We start from the raw sequence: 26059 nt of genomic DNA on the forward strand, positions 1-26059 counted from the left end.
CATCTCGTCTCCCTTTACCGCTTGCCACTCTTCGGAGTGGCTTTTTTGTGCTCAGCTGTCCATAAGCCTCTCGGGATTCGCAGTCGATGAGGGTCAAGCCCGACTGGCTCCCAGGTCTGGCTCACCGGATTCCGCCACGATGAACGCTCGGGCCTCGTTGCGCAGCCTGACCGCTTCGGACCAGTCCGAACTTCGGGGCTGGAGCGGGGCGCCCACCACGACATCCACCGTGCCGGGATGGGGCAGCCACTCCCTGCCGCGCAGCAACACACGACTCCCTCGAATGGCCACCGGTACTACCGCTACCTGGGCCTTGACGGCCGAGACGAAGGCGCCCATATGAAAGTCCTGTACCCCGGGCTCCGGCCGAAAGGTTCCTTCGGGAAAGAATGCCGGGGAACCGCCTTTCCGGACGGTCTGGAGAACCTTTTCGGTGGTGTGGTTGGCCTCCCGGGTATTGTCGCGCTCGACGAACAGCACGCCCATGCGCTGGAGTACGAACCGGGTGAGAAACGGCTGGCTGAGTTCGGCCTTGGCTAGATAGTGAAAGCCGTACGGGAACACGGCCGTCAGAATCAGCGCGTCCAGGTAGCTGGCGTGATTGGCCACCAGCACGCAGGGCTCGCGGTGGGGAAAGCGGGCCAGGCCATGTGCCCGGGTACGAATGCCCGTCAACAGCGAGGCGCTGCGGGCAATATAGTGGGCGACTCGCCAGCGCCAGGCGAGCCGGGGCAAGGGCAGGGCGAGGAGGGCGACCAGCGCCATGGCAATGCCGAAGATGGCCCAGGCATAGCCGGCATAGAGCCATTCTCCGGCTCGGCTGGCGCCATGGCGCCAGCGCTGCAAGGCCGAGCGTAGCGCCAGCCCGGTGACCTGTCGCCAGACGGGCGCCTGGCCCTTTTCCAACTGCCCGCTGCGGTAGCGCTCTGCCGTGGCACCGCGGCGGATCTTGCCGCTCGAGGTCTTCAGTACGCTGTGAGGTGGTACCAGGCGTATGTCGTCGGGCGGGAGGTTGACGATATCCACCGTTAAGCTGTCGATTTCGTGGGTGATGGCCTCGCGCTGCACCACATCGTCGACATGGGTCTCGGCCACCACAACCAGTTCCTCGATACCGCTTTCGGCATTGGGATTGCCGAATACCGCCACACAGCCCTTTCTGACTCCCTCGAGACCGCCGATGGCCTCCTCGAGATCGTAGGGATAGATGTTGCGCCCACCGCGAACCAGGACATCCTTACGCCGGCCACTGAGGTGGATGTCACCATTGGCGAGATAGCCCCTGTCCCCGGTGCGCAGCCACTCGCCGTGGTACAGCCTGCGGCTCTCCTCGGGGTTGTTGAAGTAACCCTGGGTGGCGGAGGGGCCGCGAAATTCGATGTCACCTTCATGACGTTCCGGCAGCTCCTCCCCCTGTGGGTCGACGATACGAACCGAGTAGCCGGGTAGGGGCGGGCCGCAGTTGACGAAGGTCTGGGCGGCTTCGGGATCCGGCTCCGGCCGGGCCTCACCGGAGGTGGCGAAGAGCTCGCGGTTGACGGCGTCGAGGATCACGCCGCGGCCGGGCGTGGCCACACAGAGCCCGACGGCGGCCTCGGCCAGCCCGTATACCGGCATCAGGGCCTCCTGGTGCAGCCCGCAGGGCGCCAGCGTCTCGGCAAAGCGCTCGAAGGTGCGAGCGCTGACCGGCTCGGCGCCGTTGAAGGCGATGCGCCAACTGCTCAGGTCCAGCGCCTCCAGCTGCTCCGGGCGTGCTGCACGAAGGCAGAGTTCGTAGCCGAAATTGGGCGACCCGGCGATCGTGCCCCGGTGGCGCTGGATCAGCTCCAGCCAGCGCAGCGGGTGCGACAGGAACGAGAGCGGCGACATCACCACCAGCGGGATGGCGTAATAGAGGCTGGCGAGCCAGGCCGCGATCAGCCCCATGTCATGGTAGAGCGGCAGCCAGCTGACGAACACGTCCTCGGGCGTGGCTTCCAGCCGCTTGCCCATGGCACGGATGTTGGCCAGCAGCTGCGCATGGGTCAGCATGACCCCCTTGGGGTCCCCGGTACTGCCTGAGGTGTACTGCAGCAGCGCCAGGCTCGAGCCCTCAGGTGTCATGGCCGCCGCGGTGTGACGTCCGTCGCAGAGCTCTGCCACCGTCACGATGGACCCGAGGTGCGGCGCGTCTGCGCGCAGCAGGTGGGCGACACGTCGCGCTTCGGGAACGGTGATCAGGACTTCCGCTCCGGCGTTGGTCAGAATGCGGCCATGGCGCCGCAGGTGCTCCTCGAGCTGTGCCGGCCGTGCCGGCGGGTAGATGGGTACCGGAACCGCACCGGCGCGAAGAATGCCCAGGAAGGCGATGAAGTAGTCCGGTGAGGTCGGCAGCATCAGGGCGACCCGGTCGCCGGCCTCGACGCCTCGGGCCAGCAGCGCCGCGGCGATGTCTCGGCCGCCCCGGTCGAGTTCACCGTAGCTCAGCGTCCGGGGCTGGTCATCATCGCCGTAGATGAACAGGTGGGGCCGGTCGGGGTGGCGCTCCAGGTGCCAGTCCATGGCCGCATTGAGCGTCTCGGCGCTTTCCGGCTCGCCCTCCACCGGCTCCAATGGGGTGGTGGGAGTAGCAGCCGGTTCATGCGCCGTCTCCACTACCGGGTCGGCGGCGGCATCTGCCTTGGCGGCCTTGCCCCGGGCGCTTTGCAGCGCATCCAGCAGCGCGGCGGGTGTCTCCGCCATCAGGGCCTCTTCGGGTAGCTTGACGTCGAAGGCGTGTTCGATTCGCAGGAGCAGCTCGGAGCGGGCCAGGCTGTCCAGGCCGAGATCCCGGTCCAGCCGCGATTGCAATGACGGGGAGCGTGGCGCAGTCCGGTCCGGCTGCAATTCGCGGGCCATCTCTTCAACGATGGCGAGCAGCCGCTGCTGTGGCGTCATGTCTGTCGGCCGCTCGCGGTTGGAACGTTCCATCATTCGGCACCTCTCGTCATCCTCCCTGCGTATCCTGTGCTTCACTGTAGGCGTTCGGGTGCCAGGTTGTATAACGCCTGCGTTGTTCGCGTCACCCGATGCACGCCTTTGACAGGCGTTCTACTGCCGAAGACCATCAACACACCCACACATCGTCCGAAGAAGAGAGGGGCCATGGAAAGTACATTGACCTCGCTGCTGAAAGGCGCCGGACTCGATCCGCAGGGCGAGCCACGTCCGTTGAGCGGTGGCGATATCGCCGCCGTCTACTGGCTGGAGACCCGTCAGAAACCTGTGGTGATCAAGCGTGACGACTCCACCCGGCTGGATGGGGAGGCCGATGGGTTGCGTGCCCTGCGCGAGACGGGAACGTCGCTGCTGGTACCCGAGGTGCTGGCACTGGGCGACGGCTGGTTGGTAATGGAAGCCCTCGAGCGTATGTCGCCCTCTACGGCCAGTGCAGCGGCCCTGGGAGAGGGGCTGCGCCATCTCCACGGCCACACTGCAGCCGAGCACGGCTGGCCACGGGACAACGCCTGTGGGCGCACGCCCCAGCCCAATGCCTCTCTCGCCGATGGCCGGAATTTTCAGCGCGAGCGGCGCCTGCTGCCTCTGGCAAGGGCCTGCCATGAGCGCGGGCTGTTGGATGCCTGCCTGCGTGAACGGATCGAGCGTATTGCCCATGGGCTGGAAGCGTGGCTGCCCGATGTGCCGGCGAGCCTGGTGCATGGCGACCTCTGGTCGGGCAATGTGCTGTACACCCCGCGTGGGCCGGCGATCATCGACCCGGCGGTCTATTGCCACTATCCCGAAGTGGATCTGGCCATGCTGACGCTGTTCGGCTCGCCCCCTGACGCCTTCTTCGAGGCCTACTGGGAGGGAAACCGGCCCGATGACTGGTCGCGGCGCGAGGCATTGTTTCAGCTCTACCCGCTACTCAACCATCTGTTGCTGTTCGGTGGGGGATATCGCGATGCGGTTGCCCGAGCCACGGCCAGGGTCGAGTCGGGCGGCTGATGGGGCAGGCGACCCCCGTTCCTTGCCTATACTGATATTGATATCGGGCGGACGCACCGCCTGCAGGAATGTGAAGGAGAGCGTCATGTACACGCTCGTCAGGCGGTTGCCGCTGCTACTGCTCCTGGTGCTGCCGATGTGCGTCCTCGCCGACGAGGCGTCGACGGCATCGGGTGACCAGGACGTCTACTGGCACCCCCCCTACCTGGTGATCGATGTGCCCCATCAGCCGCCGGTCTCGGTGGTGCTGCCCGGCCCACGGCTGCCCTGGCAGCAGGGCTACTGGCATCGGGCACCGTCGCCGCCCCACCCGCCGAGCCCGCCGGGCGTGTTCCAGCGGCATGGGATGTGGCGCGACGATGTGGCCAGGCAGCGCCCCGACGGCGAGGCGCGCCGGGAAGGCACGCGCATCGAGTCTCATGCCGGTGGCACGGTCACGCGTAGCCGCGTGAAAAGCGGCAGCCGCATCGAGACCCACCCGGGGGGCTCGGTAATCCGCAGCCGCCCCCGGGGAGAGTAGTGCCGTCATGGCCTCGGGCTAGCGGGCCTTCAAGCGGTTTTCCCGCCTCCTCGCCCAACTAAGCATGCGTTGCCACCAGGAATTCTCGAGGCGCTGTGGCCGGAGCGGCAGTCGTTGCCGGTGGGGGTGGGCGAGAAACTCGGCGATGGGGGCGACCTGGCTGTCACGGTCGAGCATGGGGGCATGGCCGCAGCCGGGCACCTCCAGGGAGACCAGGCCGGGCTGCGCCTCAGCCATGCTCAGGACGCTGTCGGCATCCAGCAGGGGAGATTCCGCACCACGGACCACCATCAGCGGGCAGCGGATCGCCCGCCAGTCGGCCCAGCTGTTGCGAGGCGTGTCATAGATGAATTGTTCGCCGATCCGTGGATCGTAGTGGTAGGTCCAGCTGCCGTCGGGCAGGCGTCGGGCGCTGCCCAGTGCCAGCTGGCGCCAGGCGTCATCGCCCTCGATGCCGAAGCCGCCATAGTGGCTGCGCAGCTCCGTCTCCAACTGGCCGAAGGTGGCGAAACGGTGCGGCCTGCCGAAATAGAGGGCCAGCTGCGTCAGGCCGTCGGCATTCAGTTCGGGCCCCACGTCGTTGAGCACCAGGCGTTCGATGCGATGGGCGCTGTCGGCCTCGGCCGCCAGCAGCATTCCCAGCAGCCCACCCATGGACGTACCCACCCAGGGAACCTGTTCCAGCGAGAAGTGATCCAGCACAGCCAGCGCCACTTTCTTGTAGCGGTGATAGAGGTAGTCCTGGGCCGGAATGGGCGACCAGCTCGAGAGTCCGCGCCCCGGGGTGTCCGGCGCCAGGACTCGCCATTCGGGACCAAGCGTCCGGGCGAAGCCTTCGAAATCGCCGCCGTGGCGTGCCAGGCCATGCCAGGCAATCACGGTTCTCGGTGCGTCGGGGTGCCAGATGCGTACCGCTACTTCCAGCCCTCGCAGTGGAACCAGTTCCAGTGCATCCATGGGTCTCTCCGTGAAATCAGCTATGCTGCTGTGCAGCATAGACTGTTTCCCCTTCGCTTGCCTCACCTCACTTGAGGGGAGGCAAGGCGAATTTGGCCAAGGCGCGGAGACCTTGTGCAAGGCTAGTATACATACAAGGTTGTAGCTATAATCCGTCGCACGCTAATAACCCGCCATGCGACCCCCTGCTGTTGGGCGTGTTGCCCCTGACGAACCACGATATGCAGCGGAGATCTTTTATGCATCAGTCACCCCCGGGAGGGCGTGCCCCCGTGAAATGGATTCTGGCGCTTGGGCTGCTGGCCACACTGCTCGCGGGCTGCGAGCAGGGCGACAACGCCGGTGGTGGCGCCATGGGAGGCGGCGAGCGTCCCCCGCCCCAGGTCAGCGTACTCGGGGTCGAGCCGCGCTCGGTCGATGTGGTCGAGGAGTATGCCGCCCGTGTGCGTGGCTCCCGGGAGGTGGAAGTGCGTGCGCGGGTGCAGGGCATCCTCGAGGAGCGCCTCTATACGGAGGGCCAGGTGGTCGAGGAGGGCGAGCCGCTGTTTCACATCGACCGCGAGCCCTATGAGATCGAGCTTCAGCGGGCGCAGGCAGAGCGCGCCAATGCCCAGGCGGAGCTGAACCAGGCCCGGCGCGAGTGGCAGCGTATCTCGACGCTCTACAACCAGAATGCGGTCAGCGAGCGGGAGCGTGACACGGCGCTGTCGGCTCGCGAACTGGCCGAGGCACGCTTCGCGCTCACCGAGACCGGGGTGGCAAATGCCGAGCTGAATCTCGACTATACCGAGGTACGGGCCCCCCTGGCCGGGATGACCGGGCTCGAGAGCTTCCCGGAAGGCAGCCTGATCGAGCGGGGCACGCTCTTGACCACCGTGACCCAGCAGGACCCCGTCCACGTGCGCTTCTCGCTGCCCGAGGGCGACGCCACCCTGCAGCGCACCGCTCGCCGGGCCATGGCCGCCAGTGGTGGAGAGCATCAGCGGGAGGCGCTGCTGATCCTGCCCGATGGCAGCGAGTACACCGAGTCCGGCATCGTCGACTTCACCGCCAGCACCATCGACCCTCGCACCGGCAGCGTCTCGGCCCGGGCCGTCTTTCCCAACGCCGACGGCGATGTCGTGCCTGGACAGTTCGTGCGTATCAAGCTGAAAGTGCAGACCCTCGACGATGTCTTCCTGATTCCTCAGGAGGCGGTGGGCCAGGGTCCCGAGGGGGCGCGCGTCTTCGTGGTGGTCGATGATACCGCCCAATCGCGCACCGTCGAGCTGGGCCCCGTTGTCGATAGCCGCCAGGTGGTGCTGGCGGGGCTCGAGCCGGGCGATCGTCTTGTGGTCAACGGTCAGGTCGCCCTGCAGGACGGCATGCCGGTACAGGCCAATGAGGTCGAGAGCCATGAAGAGGCTCTGGAGGAAGCGGCAAATGCCGAGGCTTCTGCCGGCGAGACGTCTGGCGCCGAACTTGGGCCCGACGACGCCGAGGCCGATGTCCAGGCCGACGAGGAGGCATGATGTTAAGGCTATTCATCGATCGGCCGATCTTTGCCTCGGTCATCTCCCTGATCATCGTGCTGGCCGGTCTTGCCGCCCTGCGGGCGCTACCGGTGGAGCAGTACCCCGACGTGGTGCCGCCTCAGGTGGTGGTCCAGGCCCAGTATCCCGGTGCCAGCGCCGAGGTGATTGCCGAGGCGGTGGCCGCACCGCTGGAGCAGGAGATCAACGGCGTCGACAACATGCTCTACATGGAGTCGAGTGCCACCGACGCCGGCAGTCTGCAGATCACCGTGTCCTTCGAGATGGGTACCGATCCAGACCAGGCGGCGATCAACGTCAACAACCGGGTGCAGGCCGCGACGGCCCGGCTACCCCAGCAGGTGCGTAACCAAGGGGTTCGTGTCGAGGCACGCTCCACCAACCTGCTGATGGTACCGGTGATGTATTCGCCGGATGGCAGCCAGGATCCGCTTTTCATCTCCAACTACGCACTGCTCAACGTACTCGACGAGCTGGTACGGATCCCGGGCGTGGGGGACGCCTCGCTGTTCGGCGCGCAGGACTATTCGATGCGCATCTGGCTCTCTCCGGACAAGCTCGCCCAGTACGACCTGACGCCTTCCGAGGTGGCCGGTGCCATTCGCGAGCAGAACGCCCAGTTCGCCGCCGGCCGGCTGGGGGCAGAGCCATCGCCCGAGGACCAGGCCTTCACCTTCACGGTGACGACACGCGGCCAGCTCTCCGATCCCGAGGAGTTCGAACGCATCATCCTGCGCGCCGATGAAGAGGGCGGTACCCTGCGCCTTGGCGACGTGGCCCGCGCCGAGCTGGGTGCCCAGAACTACGCCTTTACTGCCACCTACAACGGGCAGGCGGCGGTGCCCATGGGCGTCTACCTGCAGCCGGGGGCCAATGCCCTGGAGACCGCCACTGCGGTGCGCGAGGCGCTGGACGCCGTGGCCGATCGCTTCCCCGAGGGTGTCGAATATACCGTGCCCTACGACACCACCGAGTTCGTCGAGATCTCCATACGCGAGGTGTTCATCACACTGCTGATGGCGGTGGGGCTGGTGGTACTGGTCACCTTCATGTTCCTGCAGCACTTGCGGGCCACCTTGATCCCCGTGATCGCCATTCCGGTATCGCTGATCGGTACCTTCGCCGGCATGCTGGCGCTGGGCTTCTCGGTCAATCTCTTGACCCTGTTCGGCCTGGTCCTGGCCATCGGCATCGTGGTGGACAACGCCATCATTGTGCTGGAAAACGTCGACCGCCTGATCAACGAGCAGGGCATGCGCGCCCGTGAGGCCTCCATCGAGACCATGAAACAGGTGGCCGGTGCGGTGGTGTCATCGACGCTGGTGCTGGTGGCGGTATTTGCCCCGGTCACTTTCCTCGGTGGCCTCACCGGTGAGCTCTATCGCCAGTTCGCGGTGACCATCGCCATCTCGGTGGTGGTATCCGGCGTCGTGGCGCTGACACTGACGCCGGCCATGTGCGCCATGCTGCTCGACAAGCAGTCTCACACCGTGGCCAAGCCATTCCAGTGGTTCAATGCCGGCTTCGACCGCTTGACCCGCGGTTTCAGCTGGCTGGTGAGCAAGCTGCTGCGCCACGCGGTGATCGGCGTGCTGCTGTTCATCGGCGTTCTCGCCCTGACGCTGTTCTCGCTGAGCCGTCTGCCCCCGGGCCTGGTGCCTCAGGAGGATCAGGGCGTGGCGCTGGTGGTCTATCAGTTGCCGGCCGTCTCGGCGCTGGGTCGCACGGAGGCCGTGCGCGACCGGGTCTCGGCCATGCTCACCGAGATGGACGAGGTCGATGAATTCACCAGCTTCGCCGGTTTCGACATCATCGCCGGCTCGCTGCGCAGCAATACCGGGGTGGGCTTCGCCAACCTGGCGGACTGGAACGACCGCCGCGGGCCGGGACAGGACGCGCAGTCGCTCACCGGCCGCATCATGGGCATGGGCGCGGGCATCGCGGAAGCCAACGTGTTCGCCTTCACCCCGCCGCCGATCATGGGGCTGTCGCTGACCGGGGGCGTCGAGGGCTACCTGCAGGTTCGCGGTGATTCCACGCCCCAGGAGATCCAGGCGATCGCCGGCGAGCTGGCGGCAGCCGCCAACGAGCGGCCCGAACTGTCCAACGCCCGCACCACCCTTGATACCAGCATTCCCCGCTTCACCGCCGAGGTGGACCGTGAGAAGGCGCGGGCCATGGGTGTGCCGATCAACCAGATCTTCGAGACCATGCAGAGCACCTTCGGCGCGCTCTACGTCAACGACTTCACCCTGGCCGGCCGCAACTGGCAGGTCAACCTGCAGTCGGAGGGCGAGTTCCGCAGCCAGCCGGAGGACCTCAACAAGGTCTTCGTGCGCTCGGAGTATGGTGAAATGTTGCCGCTGAGTTCGCTGGTGACCCTCAAGCGCGAGCCGGGGCCGGACATCATCAACCGCTTCAATGTCTATCCGGCGGCCAAGTTCATGGCCGACGCGGCGCCGGGCTACACCACCGGCCAGGCCAAGGCGGCCATGGACGAGGTGGCGGCGCAGGTACTGGCCCAGGGCAACACCCAGCTCGGCTGGATCGGCGAGGCGTTTCAGCTTGACGCCGCCGCCGGTGCCGGCGGGCTGGCCTTCGGCCTGGGCATGATCATGGTGCTGCTGATCCTGGCGGCCCAGTACGAGCGGCTGACACTGCCGTTGGCGGTGGTGACGGCGGTGCCGTTCGGCGTGCTGGGAGCGGCGCTGGCGGCGATGCTGCGCGGCTTCCCCAATGATGTCTACTTCCAGGTGGGGCTGCTGGTGCTGATCGGCCTGGCCGCCAAGAACGCCATCCTGATCGTCGAGTTTGCCGCTCAGAACCGGCGCGCCGGGATGAGCTCGACCGATGCGGCACTGGCCGCGGCACAGCAGCGCTTCCGGGCGATCCTGATGACGGCGTTGACCTTCATCATCGGCTCGCTGCCGCTGGTATTCGCCACCGGTGCGGGGGCTGCCAGCCGACAGGAAATCGGCACCGTGGTAGTCGGCGGGATGCTGTTGGCAAGCTCCCTGGCCCTGATCTTCGTGCCACTGGCCTACAAGCTGCTGGAGGATCTGGGGTCCTGGCGCCGCGATCGCAAGGCAAGCCGTCAGGGAGAGGAGCCGACCCATGCGTAATCGCTCACTGCTTCGCACCGGTCGCCTGCCCGCGCTGGCATTGGCCACGGCACTGCTGGCCGGCTGTGCCATGGGGCCCGACTACCGGGCCCCCGAGCTGGCGCTGCCCGACGAGTGGCCCGAGCATGTGATGCTCTCCGCCGAGGCCCGCCAGGAGTGGCAGAGCTGGTGGACCCGCTTCGAGGACCCGTCATTGGACAGGCTGGTCGAGCGGGCGGTCGACGACAATCTGGATATTCGCCTGCAGCTGGCGCGCATCGAAGAGGCGCGGGCGCGCCTGGGGCTGGCCCGGGCCGAGCAGTTGCCCTCGGTGGGCGCCCAGGCCGAGGCTTCGCGGGAGCGCACACCCGGCACGGCCTCCCCGCTGGGGCAGAGCTCTACCGGCAACCTGTTTTCGCTGGCCGGTGTGCTCAACTATGAGCTCGATCTCTGGGGCCGGCTGGATCGCGAGCGCGAGGCCTCCGAGGCTCTGCTCGAGCAGAGCGAGTTCGCCCGTGATGCGGTGCGGCTGAACGTGATCGCCGATGTGGTGGCCACCTACTTCGACCTGCGCAACGCCGAGCGTCAGCTGCGAATCACCGAGGAGACGGTGGCGTCCCGTGAGGAGACCTACCGGATCGAGCAGATTCGCTTCGACTCCGGCGAGACCGGTGAGCTGGCCCTGCGTCAGGCCCAGTCGGAGCTGGAAACCACCCGTGCCCAACTGCCCGGCCAGAAGCAGCGGGTCAGGATGCTGGAGGGTGCGCTGGCCATCCTGGTGGGAATGAGCCCGGCGGAGCTGATGGACGAGCTCGATTTCGGAGACACCCAGCTGGCGGACATCGTGCTGCCCGACAGTGTGCCTGCCGTACTGCCTTCCAGCCTGCTGCAGCGTCGGCCGGATATCCGCTCCGCCGAGGCGGGGCTGATAGCGGCCAATGCCTCCATCGGCGTGGCCGAGGCGAGCCGCCTGCCCACCCTCAACCTGGGCGGCTTCCTGGGCACCGCGGCGGGGGACAGCAGCGACCTGTTCACTACCGCCGCCCAGACCTGGGGGCTCTCCGCCACGGTCATGGGGCCGCTGTTCGACTTCGGACGCTCCCGCTCCCGGGTCGACACCGCCGAAGCGCTGGCCGCCCAGGCCGAGGTTCAGTACCGCGCTACGGTGAACCAGGCGTTCAACGAGGTTCGCAATGCCCTGGTCATCTTCGAGACCAGTGGCGAGCGCATCGAGGCGACACGCGCCCAGGTGGAGGCACTGGCGCGTACCCTGGAGCTGGCGGAAGTGCGCTATCGGGAAGGCTTCGTTGGCTTTATCGAGCTGCTCGATGCCCAGCGGGCACTGCTCTCGGCGGAGCTGGCGCTGTCGGAGGCGATGCGCGACCGCCTGACCGCCACCGCCACGCTGTTCAAGGCGTTGGGTGGCGGCTGGGAAGCCGAAGCCTGATGGTGGCGAAGACGTGAACGAAAACGGGCCGGATCCTCAGGGGATCCGGCCCATTGTCATTGGGGTACCGCCAAACGTCAGGGCTCGCGAGCGAGCAGTTTCAGCAGCGTATCGACCAGCTCCGTGCCGCGCTCGCGGATCGAGAAGTGCTCGTGGTTGCGCAGCCAGTCGTGAAAAAGCCCGCCCAGGCTTGATTGCAGCAACCGCGCTGCCAGTTCCGGCGTGATGTCGGGGCGCAGCAGCCCATGCTCGCTGGCGACCGTGAAGTATTCGATGAGCGCGCCGCAGGATTCCTCGGCGATCTCGTTCTGCATGGCCAGGGGGTCGATCTCGCCAAACACTTCGCAGTGGTGGATCAGAATGGCATGGACCCGGCGATAGCGGGGCTGCTCGAGTCTTGTAAAACCCTGGCGGCAGGCCAGGCGAATCGCTTCCAGCGGTGCATCGGCGCGTGCCGGGTCGTTGGCTTCGTCGACCAGCTCCTGGAAGGGCATGCGAACCCGCTCGAGCATGGCGGAAAACAGGTCGGCCTTGTTGCGAAAATGCCAATAGACCGCGCCGCGGGTCATGCCTGCCTGGCGAGCAATCTGTTCCAGCGAGGTACGGGCAACGCCACGTTCGAGGAAGATCTCCTCGGCAGCATCCAGCAGGGCTTCACGGGTGGCAGCGGCTTCCGCCTTGGTGCGTCGGGCCATGGTAGTGGGCGTTTCTCCGTAACGGGTATGCCTTTCATTCTACCGGAGTGGACCGCGTTTTACATTCAACTCTGTATGGATGCGACGTGAGGTCGTCCTCGTCATTTTGCTGACATCGCGGTATAAGTGGGTGAACACTGTTCTGTTACAGGAAGCCGCAACATGGCTCGTGCTCCCTTCGAACTTGCTGGCGTCAAGGTGATGCCGGGAAACCGAATCCAGATCGATGTGCCGGTGGCACGCCTCTATACACACGCACCGTTGCACATTCCCGTGGAAGTGGTTCACGGGCGTCAGCAAGGGCCAATATTGCTGGTATGTGGCGGTATTCACGGTGACGAGATCAACGGCGTGGAGATTGTTCGCCGCCTGCTGCGCTCGAAACAGATACAGGGGCTGCGCGGTACCCTGGTGGCAGTGCCGATCGTCAATGTATTCGGCTTCATGCAGCACACGCGCTACCTGCCGGATCGCCGTGACCTCAACCGCTGCTTTCCCGGCAGTGAGTCGGGCTCGCTGGGAGGTCGTGTCGCGGCACTGTTCCGCGAGCAGATCGTCGACCACGCCACTCATATCATCGACCTGCACACCGGGGCAATTCATCGCACCAACCTGCCGCAGATTCGCGCCCAGCTCAGCCCCGGCAGCGAGACCGAGAGGATGGCCAACGCCTTCGGTGCTCCGGTGATTCTCAACGCCGAGCTACGTGAAGGCAGCCTGCGCCACTACGCCCAGAATCGTGGTATTCCCGTACTGACCTATGAGGCCGGCGAGGCGCTGCGTTTCGACGAGTGGGCGATCACTCCCGGGGTGCGCGGTGTGCTGCGGGTCATGCGGCGGCTGGGCATGCTCACAGGAGAGCATCGGCGCCGGCTTCCACCCGCGGCGGAACTGGCCAACGGCTCGAGCTGGGCCCGAGCGCCCATCGACGGCATCCTGCGGCCCAAGGTGCGTCTAGGAGCGCGTGTGGCGAAGGGCGAAATGCTGGGAAAGGTGGCTGACCCCTTCGGTAACGCCGAGGAGGCTGTCACCTCCATGGCCGACGGCATTGTCATCGGCATGAGTCGTCTGCCGCTGGCCAACGAGGGCGAGGCGCTGTTTCACATTGCCCGTTTCGATGAGATCGAAGAGGCGGAGAACGCCGTCGAGGGCTTCCATTCCAGCCTGGAGCCGCCGCCGGACTCGCTCTATTGAGGTCAGGCAGTCTCGGTCACCGGAGTCGTCTCCGGCACCAGGCTGAGCGCGTCGTCGTATACCCTCAGGCAGGCGCCGTCCAGGTGGCCGTTCTCGGATAAGTGGCGACGGAAGCGCCGCCCGCCCGGTCGACCCTGGAACAGGCCCAGCAGGTGACGGGTAATGTGGTTGAGCTTGGCACCCTCCTCGAGCCGGCGCGAAATATAGGGACGAAAGGCACGGGCGGCATCATGGCGGCTGGTTGCCGGACCCGTCACGCCGTAGAGCGCTTTATCCACGCCGGCCAGTAGCCAGGGGTTTTGATAGGCCTCGCGGCCCAGCATCACACTGTCGACCTGAGAGAGCTGTTCGCGGCACTCCTCCAGCGTCTTGATACCGCCGTTGATGCCAATATGCAGTTCCGGCCGACTCGCTTTGAGGCGATGTACCCGCGGGTAGTTGAGCGGCGGCACGTCGCGGTTCTGCTTGGGCGAGAGCCCCTGCAGCCACGCCTTGCGCGCGTGGACGATGAACACCTCGCAGCCGGCGTCCGCCACCTGGGCGATGAAGCGCTCCAGATCGGCATCCTCGTCCTGGTCGTCGATACCGATGCGACACTTCACCGTCACCGGAATCGACACCGCCTCGCGCATGGCGCGCACCGCTGCCGCTACCTTCTCCGGATGCGCCATCAGGCAGGCGCCGATCAGGTTGTTCTGCACCCTGTCGCTGGGGCAGCCCACGTTCAGGTTCACCTCATCGTAGCCCCACGCCTCGGCGATGGCCGCACACTCGGCCAGCTCGCCGGCATCGCTGCCGCCCAGCTGCAGCGCCAGTGGATGTTCCACCCCATCGTAGCCGAGGAAGCGCTCCCGCGGGCTGCCGTGGAGGATGGCGCCGGTGGTCACCATCTCGGTATACAGCAGGGCGCGCCGGGTCAGCGTGCGCACGAAGGCTCTCTGGTCCCTGGTCGTCCAGTCCATCATGGGCGCGACGGAGAACCGGCGAGCCTCATCTGCTGGGCTTTTTCCTAACATATCAGGTGTCTAGCCTCCTTCCTTTCAACTCGATCCGTTTGAAGCATATCCGCATATTCCCGGAATCATTGCTTCGATGCCCATCGGTGAACCACGTTCCTGGTTATGCCCGATATTCCGAACAGGCCAGTACACCGTAGCGAGCTTCCAGAAGCGTCACACCACGTGGCGCACTATTCTACGACGCAAGAGACATCCGGCCCAGAGCAAGTTGTTTCACACCTAGGGGCGGGCCAACGTTGGGTCAAAAACCTGAGCTCACCATCGAGTCGGGGCCAGCCCCTTGAAATTGCAGATTTATCCTCATGATTTGTGCCTATGAGTACAAACGGTGGAGAGCAAGATGCCCATCAGGTGGTTGGTGAAGCGCTCTGGGGGGCACTAGCCCCCCTTTCGTAGCATGCCATCAGGGCGAACTCAAGACTCATTTTATCCGCTGTGCGAATGTTTTGTGGTGATAGTGGAGGCGCCTTTGCGCCCCGCGTCTATCTGACGGCGTGCAGTCGTCGCGGGCGTGCCGGGCGGGGCATGCAAACCTCCACGATCGGGTCGATGCTTTCGATATTGCTTAGCATCATGGTCTCCTTTTCGAGTGTTGAGTGGCGTGTAATAGTCACCGAGACATTGTCACCTCCGTGGAACTCGCCTAGCACCAGGGTGCCATCCTGCTGGGCGATTACCACGTCATCCCCTGGGAGGGGCTCCTCGGCTCGGCTGGCGATCACGGTCGTCCCACGCTTGGCGAACGGCCTGTACTCGTCGCTGTCAATCTCTACCCCGTAGCACTGCCCTACCATATAGTCGTACCTCGTGGTGATGCTGGTTTTGGAGGGCGTTCCATGCCTGGTCAATGTTCGAGCAATGGGTATTTCGCCGCCACCTCGCTCCTCGACTTCCGACTGGCGTAGTGAACCGAGGCTTGGGTCGATTTCCCACGGCTCGACTCGCAGTAGCTTGGCAAAGGCGATGACAGCTTCGTAGTTCAGTGCAATGTGGCAGTTCAGGTACTGACCTACCGCGCCTTGCCCTGCGTAGCCGAGCGCTTGTGCGGCCTTGGCCTGGGTCAGGCCGAGATCAGACTTTTTGCGGTTCCATATTCCCTTGAGCCGCTTGGCGTTTTCTCTGTCCTGCGAGGTGATCCTGCGCATGAATTAGTCCCGTTCCTAGAGTGGTGGTGTGGCTTATAATATAAGCTTCTACCGCCTTCGTATCAATAGCATTGCGAATTAATGTATTTATGGTTGTGCGCGAGTTTCACCTCCTGGATGGAGGGGGTTCTGTATTCCACGGAACTGATAGCCACTTTCGCTTAGATAACGCATCCATCTCACAAGTATTTAGCCACAGTAATTACCGTAAGGTCAAGGTAAGAAATATGGATGAACTATCATTAATGTTATCCACTTATGTCATTGTATTATAAGCATATATTTTAAATATTTTTAGGCTTTTACAGTGTGTAATAAAGGTATTTTTTTGTAAGTTATTTTAAATTAACAAACCAAATCATTATGTTGCTGGCAATATTCAAAATATTGAATGGTATCTGATCTCTAATTTTCTATAACATATGTTGTGTATTTTAAAAAAATATACCTTCGATAAATGGCAGTTTTCAAGGCAGTTGACGGCGAAATGAAAGTAAAAAGTGGAAAAAATGCAACGGGTTAATAGCCTTCTCTAAGCGGAATCTTGCCGACTGGCCTTGGCGAATCAATCCATCGTAGCAACCGCTGGGCTCAACATGGGTCTCGTCTTTCTTGCTAGCGGAATCGCCTTGTCTCTCAGCGCAGTAGGCACTGGCGATTTTCGCCGGGGGATCGAAAGGCCAGCTGAGGTGACGAGGCGCAGGCCCTTGAGCCGGTGAACAGAACTCCAGCTATTGAGCATATTCTGCATTGACCCAGGTGCGTGGGCGGTAGCCATGAGCCACGTGCCGGTTCATAGTTGGACTGCCATGGTCCATGGCTGCGTCCATTTCCATGCTGGGTCCATTTCCAAAGGTGGACATCTTTATTGTATCAGCTGTGCGAATATATCGCTGCGAATAATTCGCCACCGGGTGCTGCCTGTCAATGCTGCTGTGACCTGTGTCTGTTGAGCGATCGCTGCAGTGCCCGCCTTACCCTCAGGGTCGTCGAGGTTCCAGGTCACGTCCAGTGTCTTGGCACGGGGCTGTTGAGGCATGGGCTTTTGAGAACTACGTGGTTCCGGCGCATGAAGATAGAAAAAGACACCTGAGGTATGTTCGGTCTTTGAGCTCCTCACGGCTGGTCAGCAGTGCCTCTTGAATGGTGCCGGCTGCCCACGTCTCATGCACCTCTGGAAGGAGGCCATTCAGGTCGCGCTGCTGACGATCGAGTGCAGGGTAGTCGAAGCGGTCGAAACGGCTTGCCCATCATCCAATGCAAAATGCGCTCGTGGAAAATGCGGCTGCCAGTGCCTCGGTCACCTGAATCCACCAGGTAGCTTGGCCCCCATCGCGGTGCGTGGCACTGCTCCCGGTGGTTGGCCAGAGGCTGATGGAAAAAAATCGACGACAATAAAATAAGCCTTTGCAAAGGGCGGGGAGACTGATAGTGTGGCCTGGCATATTCGCAATGCGAATAAACGCAAGGCGATGAACTCTTGAAGGAGAGCTTATATGTACGCAACATCCTCACTATCCCATCACACCAGCCCGCCGGCTAACGCTCAGGTCCTGACACCGAGCGACAGCATGCAGTATGAAGGCGGTGTCATGATCCGGGCCGGCCAGGCAGGCGACGTGACGGTTGAGCCTCTTGGTGGCCAAGTTCCGATTACCTTCTCACTGGAAGCCGGCGCCTTCGTCCCCGTTCGGGTGCGTCGGGTCATGGCTACTGGGACCACGGCCACCGACCTCGTGGCAGTGTGGTGGGGAGAGCAAGGCAGTGAGTTACCAAAGGCTGAGCCCTTGCTAACGTATTTTACCGCTGGCGATGAGGGCACTCTGGTTTTGACCCGCGAAAATGGGAGACGGTATCGCAGCGTTGCCCTCGAGACTGAAGCGGGTAGTAACGATCCAGTGGGTCGAGTTCTGGGGGACCTGGAAGGAGATGTAGGGGCTACACAAACGACTTCGGAGAGCAGGCCCACCTATTCTGCCGATTTCGGTATGCTGAGCCATGATGGTATTGACGACTTCATGACAACGGGCGTCGAACGTTTTGGGAGTACAGGCCTGTTCGTTGCTCCAGATGAGTCTTTCTTTCTGGCTGTGGTTATACAAGGCGCTGCGGATGTTTCTGGTGTTATTGTTGATAAATCCACAGCATTAGCGTTTAAAGATACAACCTTCCGTCTGGATCGTGTCTCGGGCGATGGTCAAGTGCGTATCGTGCTGCGTCGGGAAGATACAAGATTTGATTGGCCGGTTAATGATAACGAACCGCATGTTATCTGGGTTCAGTGGGACGGTTTTCAGGCAACTGGAGGTTACGATAGCTTGGAGCCGCAAGTCCTGAATGCTGGGAAGGTGGAAAGCGAAAGGTCAGCGGATATACTTTTTGGTGCAAGGACAAGCGCCAGCCCCAGCTTCAATTGGACCGGGGATATCGGCTCGAGGATTGTTATAGATCGTGCTGTTACCATGGAAGAGCGAGAATCCATCATCGCCAACTTGTTGAGTCGGCATCAATTTGAGGAAGAGTCCCAATATTCAGTATATTTAAATGAGGAAGGGGCTGTTCTAGTTGACGATGAAGTTCATGCACTGAGTGAGGATTACTAATATGTCCGGAAGCTTCACATCATTCCCGATACCCAGAATTGCGGCGCAAATGAACCGGCCGCTTCACGTAAACAGTCTACAGGAGCTAAGGGATTACCCCGCAGAAAAAGTTCGGGATGACCAAGTGGTTATTGTTCGAGGTCACTATTCAGACAAGGATAGTGGCGGAGGCGACTACATTCGGCGCACGGATAGCCTGGCAGATAATAATGGCACGCATATACCTGGATGGGTGTTCAGGGAAGGGCAAAGCGTAACCCCGATGGTGTTCGGCGCCAGAACGCAAGAAAATGTTAGTTCTGCTGATGAATTGGAAGCATTCTATAATTTTTGCGGGGGGAATGACGACGCTCCTAGTGGGGTCGCGCGAAATTACATGCTTCTGGCTGCAGGTTTTTATAAAACAGATAGAACGGTTAATATTATCAACTGTGGGTCAAGGACGATATATAATGATATCCGAATTGACGCAATGCATGCAGTGGATGATATTGTACTGATAAAAAATTGTGCTAATGCAGTGTGGGTTGGTAAGTTTTCTGCTTGGGGGCACCGCTATGGTACGAGCGGGTACAGCATGAATGACACAGTGAATGCGATTGCATTGGAGAATAATCGTAACGCAAAGTTCTGTGATTTTAATTGTCGAGGGGGGTCAGGATGGGGCATATATCATCGTTCAGGAAACTCGAACATGATGGCCTTGGGCAACGTTGAAGGGTTGAACTGGGGGGCGAACGGAAGGAGTGGTCGTCATCATTATGTTGACGTAACAGGATATGTAAATAATGACGTAAGTAATATACGACAATATACTACCGTTCAGTTGTCGCCCGGCTCAGTTATTCCATCTAGGGCCCATAGGATGCTCAGGGCTTTTTTCACTACAAAAAACCGAGAGCCGTATAAAATTATCAGCATTAATAGAGATAATAACAGCTTGCGTGTATATCCGCTAATTCCTGATGCTGACCAGATCATTGGACAGTGTGAGCTTATTATCGGCGGGTTGCTTTGTCTGGATGCGGGTGGTTTTACAGCAAAGGGTACATTCCTTGACTGTGTTCCTACTCGTTGCGGGACTGGCCTTTGGCTTACCGGATATGATTCCCCGACAGGAAGGAGCCTGACTAGTCAATTCAGCGGAGTCGGGTTGGCGCTGGGTAATAATCCAGATAATGTGTTCAGCGGAACAAGCCTTCAAAGTACCTACTTTGAAATGGAAGAAGTGGCTGAGGTTGTCCATTGCGGGCAAACGGAATCATCCGGCTTCGGAACGTGGCTTGGCGGTATTACGGCAGTTGATATCAATGCATTGAAGTCGTTGTCTCCACGTCGCCCCAGTGGGGCTCTGGCGACTAACCGGGTTTATTTCCCCATAATGATGATCAGGCGCGGTGAATTTTGGTGGCCGGATGCTGATAGGCAAATCGTTAGTAGTACAAACCATGATTCCTCGGCATATCCTGTTAGATCAGCCTATGCAGGGCCTCACAAGCAGGAATATGCGAGGGTTCTGCGCAGCAGTAGTGAGCTTATACTCTCTGATGCCTCGGATATTCGTAGGCTGAAAGGAGTTCGTCCTACTGATTTTACTCTCTATGGTGCCGGAGGAAATGGACAGTATACTGGAACATTCACCGTGCGGGCGACAACTGGCTTTACGATTAACGGCAATGCTGACCCGATTGTTCTCAGCAATCTCACTCACCCTATTACGCTGAAATGCATCATGGGCCCAGGTAACAACTGGATCGTCACTATACAAGAGCATACTATGCTATGAGCGAATATACTGAGACACTCCTGATCGCCGCCCCAGAAGGTTACATAGAGGAGGCAAATCACTTGATGTGCCTTCTAGGGGGTGGGAAGGATATTAAAACCTTTGCTGGGCCCCATTGGCGGAGCGGAGCATACCGGTATGCGGTAGCCAATATGAAGGTAACCCCTGCCTTCATTGCTGCTCTCACAGGAGATCTCCCCGGTGATCCATCTGTGTTAGCGCCGGGGTATAAGCGGGAGCAAGCGGAGGTGGCCCATTCAATGATAGGCGTGGAGCGGGGCATTCATTTTGCGACCGATGCCGATCCACAGGTTCAGCTTGCAGATTGGGGTTTGAAACGAATATCGAACCAAAAAGTGTAATGCATTTTTCACTAACAAATAATTCGCATTGCGACTGTTATGTGCTTGGCGCACCTATGCCAGTCAGGGAGGTAATCTATCAGAAAATTTAATGAAGCTTAGGGATGAAGTCGATGGCATTGGCTCAACCGATGAGTAATCGCTGACTTTGTATAATGGTCGGCACTGCCGGGCTTCGAGATTTTTCTAGTGGAATTGAGCTTGAATGCTGTAAATTTGTTATGCGCATATAATGGTGTCGTTTCTGGGTAGTTTCGAAGGATTGGATGCCTCCCGCGTGGTGGTGGGTACGACGAACAGTGCATACTGAAGTTCCACTAGTGTATGATTTTAGCCCCCGGCCCTTAAAGGCCGGGGTGTTTTTTACTTGCAAAAAAATAATCGCTGTGCGAATATTAAGGTGTCAAGAGGTTCATTATGCGAAGCCGGGACGCTGCATTCCTAATGCCTCTTCCCACTTATTCATAATCAACACCAGGAGATAACATGATCATTAGAAATATCAGTGAAGAGAACAGGGGCTTATTTGTAAAGGGATGCATGGGCAGGTCTACAACCAGCATTATCCTTCCTGTCATGAAATGGCGTAAGGGTGAAAAGTTACATTCGCCAGCGCGTGGTAAATCGGCATGCTTTGCGACCAACAGTCTCGTGAAGACCATGAAGTAGGAATATGCGGATTCGCAACGCCGCAATCGGCGAGCGGATAGGCCTGACATCTTTCTCACGAACTACAATTCCTGTAAGGAACCATCGCTATGAATATTGGCATTATTATTGTGGCAGTGCTTAAGGGCGTCGCCGTTACAGTACTTACCGAGAAGGTTATCATCAACTTGATCGTGGCACTGGCCAGTTGGGCCGTAACCCGCTACGGCAACGACCTCACTCAGGAGTTGTTCGAACCTATCAAAGAGGCCTTGGACAAGCGCCACGGGCAGTCACGATTCAACCTCTATGATGAGCTTCGCCACTAGGATGTCATAGATTGAATCATATTATTCGCAAAGCGAATTAATCTTCCGCCCAGAGGTATTCTCGTGGACTGGAAAACGCTGTCTGACTGGCTTCATTTCGTCCTTGGCCTGGCGATCCTAGCCTTCCCTGTAGCGGCTGGGGTCGCGACCAAGATCGCCACTGACGTGCGCCGGGGTGACCGCCGAAAATTTTGGTCGAGCCAGCTATGGCTTGACTTGCCCGCACTAGTGATGATGGTGGCCCTGGCCAGAGCCGTGGCCTCCCATTACGAGCTTCAGCCCGAGGTCGCCGGCGGCCTTGGGGCATTGTTTGGTTATATGGGGCCGCGAATAGTCGATGTATTTCTGAATATATATCTCCAACACCGATTGCCGAGAGACTACTGATGAACTACCAAACTGCATTTGCTCGAGTCATCGGGCACGAGGGTGATTTTCAAGATAACCCCAATGATCGTGGTAACTGGACGACGGGGATCATCGGCCAAGGTCAAAATAAGGGTACCAAGTTCGGTGTCTCGGCCATGAGTTATCCCGCCCTGGATATCAAGAGCCTGTCCCTGGACCAGGCCAAGGATATCTACTATCGCGATTTCTGGCTGCGTGTCGCCGGGGACGTATTGCACAACGCCTTGGTCTACCAACTTTTTGATGCGGCGATCAACCACGGACCGGGCAACGCGATACGCATGGTCCAGCGGGCAGCGAAGGTAGCCGACGATGGTCAGATGGGGCCGTTAACCCACCGCGCGATCCGTGATCGTGGCATCGACGATATGCTCATGCTATTCAATGCCGAGCGTATCGATTTCTTCACGCGCATAAGTACCTTCAACGAGTTCGGCCGGGGGTGGATGCGCCGAGTAGCCCACAACTTGCGCTTTGCGGCTGATGACTACACGGCACCGTGGCATTCCCGGGTTGAGGTGAGGCATCCGGGTTGATGCGGGCTACGGTATTTCGCCATGCAGGCAGGAAGAAAGATGGAGAGATCGGTCAAATCATCAGCATTCCTGGGAGGGCGGAGGAAGGGGCAAGCTCTATCAGCTCTGGTTAATCGTTGATCATCGCGGGGACATGGCTCATGCCGTGAACACCGCATACACCATCTGCAGCGCCAGCCCCATCAGCATGACGGCGAAGACCCGCTTGAGCAGGGCGACGGGCAGCCGGTGGGCGAGCCTGGCCCCGATGGGAGCGGTGAGGATACTGAAGGGCGCCATCAGCAGCAGGGCGGGCAGGTAGACGTAACCCAGGGCGGCATTCGGCAGGCCCGGCGTGGCCCAGCCATTGATGATGTAGCCCAGTGCACCTGCCATGGCGATGGGCAGCCCCACGGCCGCCGAGGTGCCGATGGCGCGGGGCAGCTTCACGTTGCACCAGGTCAGGAAGGGCACCGTCAGCGAGCCGCCGCCAATGGCCACCAGGGCCGAAATGCCGCCAATGCCGAGGCCGACACCGCTCAGGCCGACCGGGCCTGGCAGGCTGCGGCTCGGCTTGGGCTTCAGGTTGGCGAGCATCTGCAGCGACATCAGCACCATGAAGCAGGCGAAGAAGATGGCCAGGCCGCGGGTCGGGATCAGGGCGGCGATGAAGGTCGCCATGAAGGTGCCGATCAGTATGCCCGGCGTAATGACCCGTACGGTTTGCCAGCCCACGGCCCCGTGGCGATGGTGGGATAGCAGGCTGGCGGTGGCGGCGGGAATGATGGCAGCCATGGCGGTGCCCAGGGCCAGGTGGGCGAGGTGCTCATGAGGCACCCCCTGGAGCACGAACAGCGAGGTGAGAACCGGTACCATGATACCGCCACCACCGATACCGAGCAGGCCGGCCATGATGCCGACCACGCCGCCCAGGGCAACGTAGGTCAGCCACCAGATGAGTTCCAAGGTCACGTCTCCTGAAAGGGCTTCGCCAGAGTTGGCGGACTATTGTACGGGAAGTGGCCTTCGGGCGGTGAGTGAAGGACAGTCGGCGTGAGGCTATGCTATTGGCTGCACGGCCCGTCGATATAGGAAGTGCTTGCGGAGACATGGCACTGAGTGGGGCATGGCGTGAATGCAGGGGGAGGTGATGCGGATCGAGCCAGGGACCGATAGAGGGAATAAGAGAGAGCTGCCTGCTCATCGTGCCGTGGCCCACAGGGTGGCCATCGCCGGCCTGGAGGCCTTCAGTCTGGTCTCCGGCAGAACGTTTCCCCGGCACTCCCACGACCAGTTCGGGGTTGGCCTGGTCGTCTCCGGGGGCCATCGCTCCTGGAGCGGTCTCGGCATGGTGGACGCCCGAGCCGGTGATCTGATCACGGTCAATCCCGGAGAGCTGCACGATGGCAGCCCGATGAATGGCATTCCCCGTGCCTGGCAGATGCTCTATTTCGACCCGGTCCTGGTGGCGTGCGGCTTGGAAGGAGCCCTGGATGGCGAGGGGAGCCGGCCGATCGAGTTTGCCAGGCCGGCTATTGATGATCCCCGGTGTGCGGCGCTGTTTCAAACCCTGTTCGCCGAGGCAACGCGGGCTGGCAGTGAGCCGATGGCCATCGAGGAGGCGACGCTTCACTTCTTGGCCGAGGCGTTTCGTCGGCACGGCGCCTATCAGGCCCGCTGCGACGATCGTCTCCCCCGTATGGCAAGGGTGCGCCAGTGGCTGGACGAGGCGCCGGAGCAGACGGCCTCACTGGCAGATCTGGCTGCCCTTGTCGGAGTGAGCCGTTATCAATTGCTGCGCGGTTTTGTCCGCGAGACCGGCATGACGCCTCATGCCTATCGCGTTCAGCGGCGTGTGCGTATGGCAAGACAGTACATCATCGAAGGCCAGACGCTGAGCCAGGCGGCGGCAGGGTCCGGCTTCGCCGACCAGAGCCATATGACCCGGGCCTTCACGCGGCAGTTGGGTATTTCACCCGGGCGCTACCGGGCGGCACTGGGATGACGTGAGATCCTGCAATTTCCTTCAAGACGCTCTACCCGATGGCGAGCACAGTGGTGGCGAGCCAATGCTCGACCCACCTCAGTCATTGGGAGAGTCCTCTCGTGAGTATCGAATTTCTACTGACGTCCCTGGTCGTTGCCGCCTTGCCTGGAACCGGGGTGATCTTCACTCTGGCAGCGGGAGTCACTCGTGGCGTGATGGCGGGGATCCTGGCGGCCGCAGGCTGTACCCTGGGCATCGTGCCGCACATGGTGGCCGCCACGCTTGGCCTCGCCCCCTTGTTGCATACCAGTGCCGTGGCCTTTCAGCTTTTCAAGTTTGCGGGGGTCGGTTACCTGCTCTACCTTGCATGGTGCACGCTGAAGCAGAGGGGGGCGCTCAGCGTTGAGCAGGGTGCCAGCCCGCAGGCCGGCTGGCGCATCATGGCCTCTGCGGCATTCGTTAACCTTCTCAATCCGAAGCTGACGATCTTCTTCCTTGCGTTCCTGCCCCAGTTCGTCGACGCCAGCGAAAGCACCCCGTTGCTGAGGATGCTGGAGCTGAGCGCTGTCTTCATGGTGGTAACACTGGTTGTCTTCAGCGGCTACGGCACTTTTGCGGCGGTCGTGCGCAACCATCTGTTTTCCAGGCCAGGGGTGTTGGCCTGGATGCGCCGAGGTTTTGCGGCTGCCTTCGTGGCACTCGGCTTCCGGCTTGCCTTGATGGAGCGATAGCGGCGTGGCCGATGATTGTGGCTGATTTCCTACAGAGCGTGTAGGCGATTTCCTACAAGCCTGGATAACCTGCGTTAAGCGTTTTTCCTGGCCAAGCTGGCATGGTGGAGTCATTGAGCAATGGAAGGCTCAACAGGGAAGATCGAGCCAGGAGGGCTCAGCAACCAGGGATGCGCGAACAGGAAGTTCGTGATGGACAGGAAAGGGAAGTGGAGATAGAAGCCCGGCCTTACGGCCGGGCTTTCTTGTGAGTGCCATGCCATTGAGTGCCGGGCTCAATGAATAATCATCTGCTCTACGGAAAAGTAGGTAGGCTCGGCAGCAGCCATAGTCAATGCTGGTTACGCAGCGAATTTCTTACCCATCTTGCGATCTTGATGAGCCATTCGGCGCTTCAGGAGGAGGTGCAGTGCTGTTATTGCTGCAATTGCGTCGCCGTTGGGACGAACTGTTCAGGCTGGTGGTAGTCTAGAAGATCAATGTTCGGTTGGAGGAATTCATGAAGGTACGGCGTCGACTATCCTGCATTGGGTTGGTGGCTCTGCTGGCGCTGTCCGGCTGTGGTAACGAAACCGGGCCGGAAGAGGCCGGGCCGGAAGATGGCGCGGCGAATGAACAGGCGGAGGCGGTCGCGACCGATGAGGTGGGCATGGAGCCAGCCGAAGAGGTGGAGGAAAGAGAGCCGCTGGAAGTGGATGTCAGTGTGGCGGCCACGCTGCGTAACGATCGAAGATTGATGGTCGAAGGGGAAACCAACCTACCGGAAAGCGCGCGCCTGCTGATCGTGGTTGAACGTGAGCTGAGTGGTGTGCGTTGGCAATCTCGCACAGAGGTGCAGAATGGCCGTTTTGAAGCGGGGCCATTCGGTCCTGGAAGCGGGTTGCCGGATGGTGGCTATACCATTACTGTGAATCTGCCGGAGGCCAGTGTGCAGCCGCCGGCAATTCGTGAAGAGATCGGTAGCCAGGGGGAGCATCTGGCGGGCCCGCTGGTCCGGAGCTCGCGCCACGGCCTGGGGCAGGTGGCGACTTATTCACGACGCTATCTGATCGGCAACGAGCCTCGTCGGACAAGCGACGAGGTGGAAGTACTGGGAGTCGAGTGAACTGTCAGG

General features: G+C 61.1%; 19 protein-coding genes. 13 read left to right on the plus strand and 6 right to left on the minus strand.

Annotated elements, in window-relative coordinates:
- Positions 1-93: 93 nt before the first annotated feature.
- Positions 94-2952, minus strand: a complete 2859-nt coding sequence (locus KZO25_RS09465) for an AMP-binding protein (protein ID WP_223136765.1) — start codon at positions 2950-2952, stop codon at positions 94-96.
- Between the two features lie 171 nt (positions 2953-3123).
- Between KZO25_RS09465 and KZO25_RS09470 the strand changes: the two genes are divergently transcribed.
- Together KZO25_RS09470 and KZO25_RS09475 are read left to right on the plus strand one after the other, a co-directional pair.
- Entirely contained in the window at positions 3124-3966 is an 843-nt protein-coding gene (locus KZO25_RS09470; protein WP_223136766.1) for a fructosamine kinase family protein, read from the plus strand.
- Positions 3967-4051: 85 nt separating this feature from the next.
- Positions 4052-4486 (plus strand): hypothetical protein, encoded by a 435-nt coding sequence (locus KZO25_RS09475; protein WP_223136767.1) that lies wholly within the window; start codon positions 4052-4054, stop codon positions 4484-4486.
- 18 nt (positions 4487-4504) lie between these two features.
- Here the strand turns inward: KZO25_RS09475 and KZO25_RS09480 are convergent, their stop codons facing one another.
- Positions 4505-5443, minus strand: a complete 939-nt coding sequence (locus KZO25_RS09480) for an alpha/beta fold hydrolase (RefSeq protein ID WP_223136768.1) — start codon at positions 5441-5443, stop codon at positions 4505-4507.
- A gap of 239 nt (positions 5444-5682) precedes the next feature.
- On the opposite strand from KZO25_RS09480, the gene KZO25_RS09485 reads away from it, so the two are divergent.
- Genes KZO25_RS09485 through KZO25_RS09495 form a run of 3 tightly spaced genes read left to right on the plus strand, consistent with a single transcriptional unit; the run spans position 5683 to position 11523 of the window.
- Positions 5683-6954 (plus strand): efflux RND transporter periplasmic adaptor subunit, encoded by a 1272-nt coding sequence (locus KZO25_RS09485; RefSeq protein ID WP_223136769.1) that lies wholly within the window; start codon positions 5683-5685, stop codon positions 6952-6954.
- Positions 6951-10097 carry an efflux RND transporter permease subunit gene (locus KZO25_RS09490; protein ID WP_262488932.1) on the plus strand — a complete coding sequence of 1049 codons (3147 nt, stop codon included), beginning with the start codon at positions 6951-6953 and terminating at the stop codon, positions 10095-10097. Before KZO25_RS09485 ends, KZO25_RS09490 begins: the two co-directional genes overlap by 4 nt.
- Complete coding sequence (locus tag KZO25_RS09495; RefSeq protein ID WP_223136770.1) at positions 10090-11523, plus strand: efflux transporter outer membrane subunit; 1434 nt, start codon at positions 10090-10092, stop codon at positions 11521-11523. The genes KZO25_RS09490 and KZO25_RS09495 overlap by 8 nt, the downstream gene beginning before the upstream one ends.
- A gap of 77 nt (positions 11524-11600) precedes the next feature.
- Here the strand turns inward: KZO25_RS09495 and KZO25_RS09500 are convergent, their stop codons facing one another.
- Positions 11601-12218: a TetR family transcriptional regulator gene (locus KZO25_RS09500; RefSeq protein WP_223136771.1), complete on the minus strand. Its 618-nt coding sequence runs from the start codon at positions 12216-12218 to the stop codon at positions 11601-11603.
- A gap of 162 nt (positions 12219-12380) precedes the next feature.
- Here KZO25_RS09500 and KZO25_RS09505 point away from each other — a divergent pair, with 162 nt between their 5' ends.
- On the plus strand, positions 12381-13412 hold the full coding sequence (locus KZO25_RS09505) for a succinylglutamate desuccinylase/aspartoacylase family protein (RefSeq protein ID WP_223136772.1): 1032 nt from the start codon (positions 12381-12383) through the stop codon (positions 13410-13412).
- Between the two features lie 2 nt (positions 13413-13414).
- On the opposite strand, the gene dusA is transcribed toward KZO25_RS09505, so the two are convergent.
- Together dusA and KZO25_RS09515 are read right to left on the minus strand one after the other, a co-directional pair.
- The gene (gene dusA, locus KZO25_RS09510) at positions 13415-14428 is read right to left on the minus strand and encodes a tRNA dihydrouridine(20/20a) synthase DusA (RefSeq protein ID WP_223136773.1); all 1014 of its coding nucleotides are present in this window, start codon (positions 14426-14428) and stop codon (positions 13415-13417) included.
- Positions 14429-14913: 485 nt separating this feature from the next.
- The gene (locus KZO25_RS09515) at positions 14914-15576 is read right to left on the minus strand and encodes a helix-turn-helix domain-containing protein (protein WP_223136774.1); all 663 of its coding nucleotides are present in this window, start codon (positions 15574-15576) and stop codon (positions 14914-14916) included.
- Positions 15577-17072: 1496 nt separating this feature from the next.
- Here KZO25_RS09515 and KZO25_RS09520 point away from each other — a divergent pair.
- From KZO25_RS09520 to KZO25_RS09535, 4 genes are all read left to right on the plus strand, one after another.
- Complete coding sequence (locus KZO25_RS09520; RefSeq protein WP_223136775.1) at positions 17073-18179, plus strand: hypothetical protein; 1107 nt, start codon at positions 17073-17075, stop codon at positions 18177-18179.
- A gap of 1 nt (position 18180) precedes the next feature.
- Positions 18181-19965 (plus strand): hypothetical protein, encoded by a 1785-nt coding sequence (locus tag KZO25_RS09525; protein WP_223136776.1) that lies wholly within the window; start codon positions 18181-18183, stop codon positions 19963-19965.
- A 1120-nt stretch (positions 19966-21085) separates the two neighbouring features.
- Positions 21086-21304, plus strand: coding sequence for a hypothetical protein (locus KZO25_RS09530; protein WP_223136777.1), 219 nt, complete (start codon positions 21086-21088; stop codon positions 21302-21304).
- A gap of 386 nt (positions 21305-21690) precedes the next feature.
- Positions 21691-22248, plus strand: a complete 558-nt coding sequence (locus KZO25_RS09535) for a glycoside hydrolase family 108 protein (RefSeq protein ID WP_223136778.1) — start codon at positions 21691-21693, stop codon at positions 22246-22248.
- 138 nt (positions 22249-22386) lie between these two features.
- Here the strand turns inward: KZO25_RS09535 and KZO25_RS09540 are convergent, their stop codons facing one another.
- Positions 22387-23199: a sulfite exporter TauE/SafE family protein gene (locus tag KZO25_RS09540; RefSeq protein WP_316935649.1), complete on the minus strand. Its 813-nt coding sequence runs from the start codon at positions 23197-23199 to the stop codon at positions 22387-22389.
- A 250-nt stretch (positions 23200-23449) separates the two neighbouring features.
- Here KZO25_RS09540 and KZO25_RS09545 point away from each other — a divergent pair, with 250 nt between their 5' ends.
- The 3 genes from KZO25_RS09545 (at position 23450) to KZO25_RS09555 (ending at position 26050) form a co-directional block, all read left to right on the plus strand.
- Positions 23450-24232 (plus strand): AraC family transcriptional regulator, encoded by a 783-nt coding sequence (locus tag KZO25_RS09545; protein WP_316935650.1) that lies wholly within the window; start codon positions 23450-23452, stop codon positions 24230-24232.
- Between the two features lie 101 nt (positions 24233-24333).
- On the plus strand, positions 24334-24945 hold the full coding sequence (locus KZO25_RS09550) for a LysE family translocator (protein ID WP_223136781.1): 612 nt from the start codon (positions 24334-24336) through the stop codon (positions 24943-24945).
- 499 nt (positions 24946-25444) lie between these two features.
- Entirely contained in the window at positions 25445-26050 is a 606-nt protein-coding gene (locus KZO25_RS09555) for a hypothetical protein (protein ID WP_223136782.1), read from the plus strand.
- Positions 26051-26059 lie beyond the last annotated feature (9 nt).

The organism is Halomonas sp. ANAO-440 (assembly GCF_019915905.1).
GTDB lineage: Bacteria > Pseudomonadota > Gammaproteobacteria > Pseudomonadales > Halomonadaceae > Halomonas > Halomonas chromatireducens.